Consider the following 6000-nt stretch of genomic DNA (forward strand, 5'->3'; position numbering starts at 1 on the left):
ATCAGGCGGCAGCTTCCTCGTCGGCTTCGGCTTCCGCGGACTTGCCGCGGCGCGGGCTCTTGGCGAGGTTCTTCTCGATGAGCTGCACCGCTTCGGTGAGCGTCAGCTTGTTGACGGCGGCGATCTCGCGGCTCATGCGGTCCATGGCCTGCTCGAAGAGCTGGCGCTCGGAGTAGGACTGCTCGGGCTGGTCGTCGGACCGGTAGAGGTCGCGCACGACTTCCGAGATGGCGATGAGGTCGCCCGAATTGATCTTGGCCTCGTATTCCTGGGCGCGGCGCGACCACATGGTGCGCTTGACGCGGGCGCGGCCGGTGACGGTATCGAGTGCCTTGGCCACGAGATCTTCTTCGGCGAGCTTGCGCATGCCGACCGATTTGATCTTGGCCACGGGGACGCGGAGCGTGAGCTTGTCCTGCTCGAACGAAATGACGAACAGCTCAAGCGTCAACCCGGCGACTTCCTGTTCCTCGATCGCGACGATCATCCCGACGCCGTGCGCCGGATAGACGATGTACTCGCCGGTCTTGAACCCAAGCCGCTGCACTGACTTCTTGGTTACCATAGGGAACTCCTTCTTGACGCCCCATGAACGGTTCCCTGCGGGATAGGACCGTTCACCCGTACTCTTAACGTCGGCCCCGATTTTCCGGAGCTTCAGGCACAGTCAAGGCGCAAGCCACCCGGTCCGCTTCCCGGGGGGTGCGCATCAGTTCTCGATCCTGTCAAAAAAAATGTGCCTCGCGGCACTGGTTCAAAATGACCGGCTTGACTGCATGTGCGAAGACCATAGCACAAAAAATCAGCAAAATCAAAAATATCGAATCAGCGCCCTTAGCGGGGTCCAAACGGCCCCGCCAAGTAGTGCGTCAGCAATGCTGTCCGAAGGAGTCATGACCGGCGCGCAGGGCTGCCGGGGCGTCAGTCGCCTTCGCCGGGAGCTTCCGAGAAGTACTTCTCGTATTTGCCTTCCTCGCCGTCGAACTCCTTGGCGTCGGGCGGAGGATCGCGCTTCTCGGTGATGTTGGGCCAGACGGACGCGTACTTGGTGTTGATCTCGAGCCATTTGTCGAGCCCGCTTTCGGTGTCGGGCTTGATGGCCTCGGCGGGGCACTCGGGCTCGCAGACCCCGCAATCGATGCACTCGTCGGGGTGGATGACGAGCATGTTCTCGCCTTCATAGAAGCAGTCGACGGGGCACACCTCGACGCAGTCCATGTACTTGCACTTGATGCAGTTGTCGGTGACGATATAGGTCATAGGCTGAGCAATCCTGCCCCAAATAGTCAGGTTTTGGGCGCGCCCGGAAGGGGAACCGGGTGTTTTGCCGGTGCTAAACGCTTTTGCAGCCGACTGCAATACTGCTCGCGAGCAGGGTTTTGCGGCAGGCGGCGAAAGCGCGCCAAGCGGTTTCAGTTGGACGTGGCCCGGTGCAACGTTCCCGGTTGTTGACTGTCATCCCGGCGAAAGCCGGGATCCAGTACTCACGGCCAAACGGTTTCCGCACAGTACGATCCCAACCACAGGGTCATTCCCGCGCAAGCGGGAACCTCTGTTGCTGTCGTCGGTCCGGCAAACGGAGGTCCCCGCTTGCGCGGGGATGACCGGTGGGGGTGCTCGTCGGAGCGCAGTCGCACCTGCGCCGTTTACTGGGTCCCGGCTTTCGCCGGGATGACAGCCAATGGGTGGAGCACGATGGTGCACACGATCCCTCCCCTCCAGGAAGACCTCGTGCTTTCCGTCAAAGCGTGACTATGGCTACTCCTCCTCGTCGCCGTGCAGCCGGTCGGTGTCGCGGCGTTCCTTCTTGGTCGGGCGGCCGCTGCCGGGAACGCGCTCGCCGATGGCGCGCTCGAAGGCGGAGAGCTCCTCGTGCGGGGGACGGGCGGGCGAGATGTCCTCGTAAAGCGCCTGCGCTTCACTGGCGGGACCGCGGCGCGTGCCGCACTCGATGATGCGCCAGATGAGGACGCGATCGTTGAGCGACATGGTGAGCACGTCGCCGGGCGCGACCTTATGGGCGCTGTCGACGATGCGCTCGGAATTGACCCGGACGGCCCCCGCCTCGATGACCTTCTGGGCGAGGGTGCGGGACTTGAGGGCGCGCGAGAAGAACAGGAACTTGTCCAGCCGCTCCTTGCGGGGCGCGGTTGTGGACAAGCCCGTCAATCCTATTCCGGCTTCTTGGACTTGAGCGCGGCGAGCGCGGCGAACGGCGAGTCGGGGTCGAACACTGGCTCGCGCTTCTCGCGCGGGGGCGAGGAGAATTTCGGCCGCTCGTTGCGGGGCTTTTCGAAACGCTGGCCGCCGTTTTTCTTGCCGCGGTTGTCGAAGCGCGGCTTGCCGTTGCCGGCGCCATCACCCGCAGCTTCGTCGCGGCGCGGGCCGCGATGCTGGCGGTTGCCGTTCTGGCCGTCGCCGGCCGGACGCCCCTGCTGGCGGCGGCGCTCGTCGCGGTGGTCGTTCCGCCGGCCGGGGAACCAGATCTCGTCGAATTCGGGCTCGGCGGGCTTTTCGGGCTCCGTCTCCAGGACGGCCTGCCCGGGTTCGGCAAGCCCGACCGGCGCGACATCCGCCACAACCTCGGCCAGCACCGTCTCGGCGGCGCCTTCGGGCGAAGCGTTGGCCTCGGCCTCGGCATCGACAAGCGCGTCGGCGGAAACGGGTCCGTCGGGCGTTGCCGCTTCGGCGACTTCGGCGGGCGAAGCGACCTCGACCGGGGGCTTTGGCGTGCGGCGCACGCGGTAGCCGAGGGAGGTCAGGATGGAAGCGAAATCCTCGCCCGAACAGCCGAGCAGCGAGGTCATCTCGACGGTGACGCGGAAGCCGTTGCCTTCGGCGGCGCCGGGCGGCAGCTCGCCCTGGTGGCGGCTGGCATCGAGGGCGATCAGCGGCCGGATGAGGTCGGCGAGGCGTTCAAGGATATCGACGCGCACGGCGCGCTTGCCGGCGACCTTGAAGCCGGCGACCTCATAGAGCTTGGGGGCCACTTCCGGGTCGATCTCGAAGGAGGTGCGGCCCGAAAGCACGACATGGGGCAGATCGGTGACGCCCGGCTGACGCACGCCCCCGTTCTTCAGGGCATGGAGGATGATGGCGAGCTCGCGCGGGGCGGGCTTCAGGGAGAGCGGCAGATAGATGTGGTAGGCGCCGAACTTGACGCCGAGCTTGCGCAGCTTCCCGCGTACCTCCTGGTCGAGGCTCTTGACCTCCTCGGCCACTTCATGGCGCGGGATCAGCCCCAGGTGCTCGTAGAGCCGGTAGGCGATGCCGCGGGCGGTGCCTTCGAGGTCGGCGGGCGCTTCCAGCGCCATCACCTGCTCGAGCACGGTATTGATATGATGGCGCAGCCAGAGATTGAGGCGATCCTGAACCTTCTCGAGGTCGACGCCGGTCAGCGATTCGTCGGCCAGCACCAAGACGCGCGGGCGCAGCAGCGCATCGCCCTCAAGGAGTTCGGCGACGATCTCGCCCTTCCAGCGCAGGCGGCCATCGGTCGCCAGCACGAATTCCTCATTGGGCGCGCCGGCGAGGCGCTCGGCACGGTTGCGGATTTCGGGAGCGACGGCCTGTTCGGCGGCCGAGCGCAGCGCCTTGGCGTCGATGTCGCCTTCGGTGCGCGCCAAGGTGAAGCGGAAGCCTTCCAGGGTCCCGATCAGGTGGCCCTCAAGGCTCACTTCGCCGCGGTCGTTGATTTCAGGAGATGCCATACGTCTGTCTTTCAGGTGACGAATGAGAACGCTCGTCCGCCGGTCCACGAATCGCTGGGTCAACTTTTCGTGTAGGGCGTCGCTGAGGCGGTCCTCTATGTCACGGGTCTTTTCACGCCAGTGTGTCGGATCTGTGAGCCAATTCTTGCGATTGGCGACGAAGGTCCAGGTGCGAACCTGTCTGATACGATTGGAGAGGGTATCGATGTCGCCAGAAACATTGTCGCAGAAGCGCACCTGCTCGGCAATCCAGTCCGCGTCGACCGCTTCAAATCGCATCAAATCCGAATAGATGCGCGTGATGATCTCGCCATGGGCGGCCGGCGAGATGCCGTGGTAGTCCGGCGTCTGGCACACCTGCCAGAGAAGACGCACGGAATCCGGGCTTTCCGCCAGCCTTCCGGCCTCGTTGCGGGCAACGAACTCGAGCGCGGTCTGGTCCGTGGCGACGGGCACCCGGGTCAGCGCCTTGTGCCTCGGGGCCGCCTCTAGGCTGTCGCGCAGCGCGGGAATCGAGGAAAAATCGAGCGCATTGTTGCGCCATTGCAGCACCTTGACCGGTTCGAAGTCGTGCGTTTCGAGCGCGACGACGAGGTCTTCCTCGAAATCCCCGGTGCCGGCCGTCACCCCGAAGGTGCCGTTCCTCGCATGCCGGCCGGCGCGTCCGGCGATCTGGCCGAACTCGGCAGGCGTCAGCGGACGGCTCTGGTGGCCGTCGAACTTGGTGTCGTCGGCAAAGGCGACGTGATGGATGTCGAGGTTGAGGCCCATGCCGATGGCGTCGGTCGCAACGAGGAAGTCGACGTCGCCGTTCTGGTAGAGCTCGACCTGGGCGTTGCGGGTGCGCGGCGAAAGCGCGCCCATCACCACCGCCGCCCCACCGCGCTCGCGCCGCATCAGCTCGGCGATGGCGTAGACCTGGTTGGCCGAGAAGGCGACGATGGCCGAGCGGGCCGGCTGGCGCGACAGCTTCTTCGAGCCGGCATAGGTCAGCTGCGAAAAGCGCGGGCGGTGGATGATCTCGGCATGAGGCAGCAGGGTCTTGATCACCGGCGCCATGGTGGCCGCGCCCAGGAGCAGCGTTTCGCTGGTGCCGCGCGCGTTGAGGATGCGGTCGGTGAAGACATGGCCGCGCTCGAAGTCTATGGCGGTCTGCACCTCGTCTATGGCGACGCACTCGACGGGCAGGTCGACGGGCATGGCCTCGACGGTCGCGACCCAGTAGCGCGGCCGGTCGGGCACGATGCGCTCCTCGCCCGTCACCAGCGCCACCGCGCCGGCGCCGACGCGCTCGACGCAGCGCTGGTAGACCTCGCGCGCAAGAAGGCGCAGCGGCAGGCCGATCATGCCCGAGCCGTGCGCGAGCATGCGCTCGATGGCAAAATAGGTTTTGCCGGTATTGGTGGGGCCAAGAATCGCCTTGAGCGACTGGGAGGGGAGAGACGTCATCACGGCCAATGTAAGCGTTTCGCCGGCGGGTTGCGAGTGTCCCGCGCGTGGACGATTCAGAGGGCGCGTGCCCTCTATCGTTAACGACCGGAACGATAAGCGAACAAAGTCAGACCGAATCGGCGCGAATCGCTGAGTCCGGGTTTGTTCCCTACAGCATCTTGTGGGTCGGATTCGCGAGTCGCCACAAGGGCGTAGCAAAGCCGCTCCCCGCGACGGATGTGGGGCCAATTCCCGTTCAGCTTCGTTGCCAAAGGGTGAAGATCGGCCCTCCCGGCGCCATCCGAATCGAAGTGTGAAGCCGAGGTAAACGCTTCTATGGCAAAGTTTTTTGACGCATTGACGAAGCGACCCCCGCGCCAGCGGCGGTTCCCGCGCCCGCATTGGCAAAAAACACCGTTGACCGTGCCGTTTCGGGACAACGCCGGCGTTAGGTGTTGATTAAGCAAGATTTTTCGGGTCAGAGCCATCCGACGGTTTGTGCACCACAGCGGTGAGTGTGCACCATGCTGCTCCAGCAGCAGGATTAGCACCTCCCCGGCCCCTGGAGCGGGCGCGCGAGATCGCCTCGCAGTAGCTTTGCGGATTAGTCCGCTGGTGGCACGATCTCACCATCCCACCGAATGTCACCCCGGCGAAAGTCGGGCCCATCCTGAGATAGCTCGCCAGCCGTAAGGTGTGGATGGGGCAGGGAGTGCCCAGCCGCTCTCCCTGCGCTCGCTGATGTGTTCAGGGCTGGATCCCGGCCTGCGCCGGGATGACAGCCGGTGGGAGGGCACCATGCTGCCACAGGCACAATGCGTGCCCCTCCCCCCTTGAGGGGAGGGGCACGCATTGTGCC

At 65.1% G+C, this 6000-nt stretch carries 4 protein-coding genes; all 4 read right to left on the minus strand.

What is annotated here, in order from left to right:
• Position 1 precedes the first annotated feature (1 nt).
• Positions 2-565 (minus strand): CarD family transcriptional regulator, encoded by a 564-nt coding sequence (locus tag VE25_RS14425; RefSeq protein WP_046109338.1) that lies wholly within the window; start codon positions 563-565, stop codon positions 2-4.
• A gap of 356 nt (positions 566-921) precedes the next feature.
• Entirely contained in the window at positions 922-1260 is a 339-nt protein-coding gene (gene fdxA, locus VE25_RS14430) for a ferredoxin FdxA (protein WP_046109339.1), read from the minus strand.
• A gap of 498 nt (positions 1261-1758) precedes the next feature.
• Complete coding sequence (locus tag VE25_RS14435) at positions 1759-2160, minus strand: RNA-binding S4 domain-containing protein (protein WP_046109348.1); 402 nt, start codon at positions 2158-2160, stop codon at positions 1759-1761.
• Positions 2161-2171: 11 nt separating this feature from the next.
• Positions 2172-5159, minus strand: coding sequence for a helicase-related protein (locus VE25_RS14440; protein WP_046109349.1), 2988 nt, complete (start codon positions 5157-5159; stop codon positions 2172-2174).
• Positions 5160-6000: the final 841 nt, after the last annotated feature.

Source organism: Devosia geojensis (assembly GCF_000969415.1).
GTDB lineage: Bacteria > Pseudomonadota > Alphaproteobacteria > Rhizobiales > Devosiaceae > Devosia > Devosia geojensis.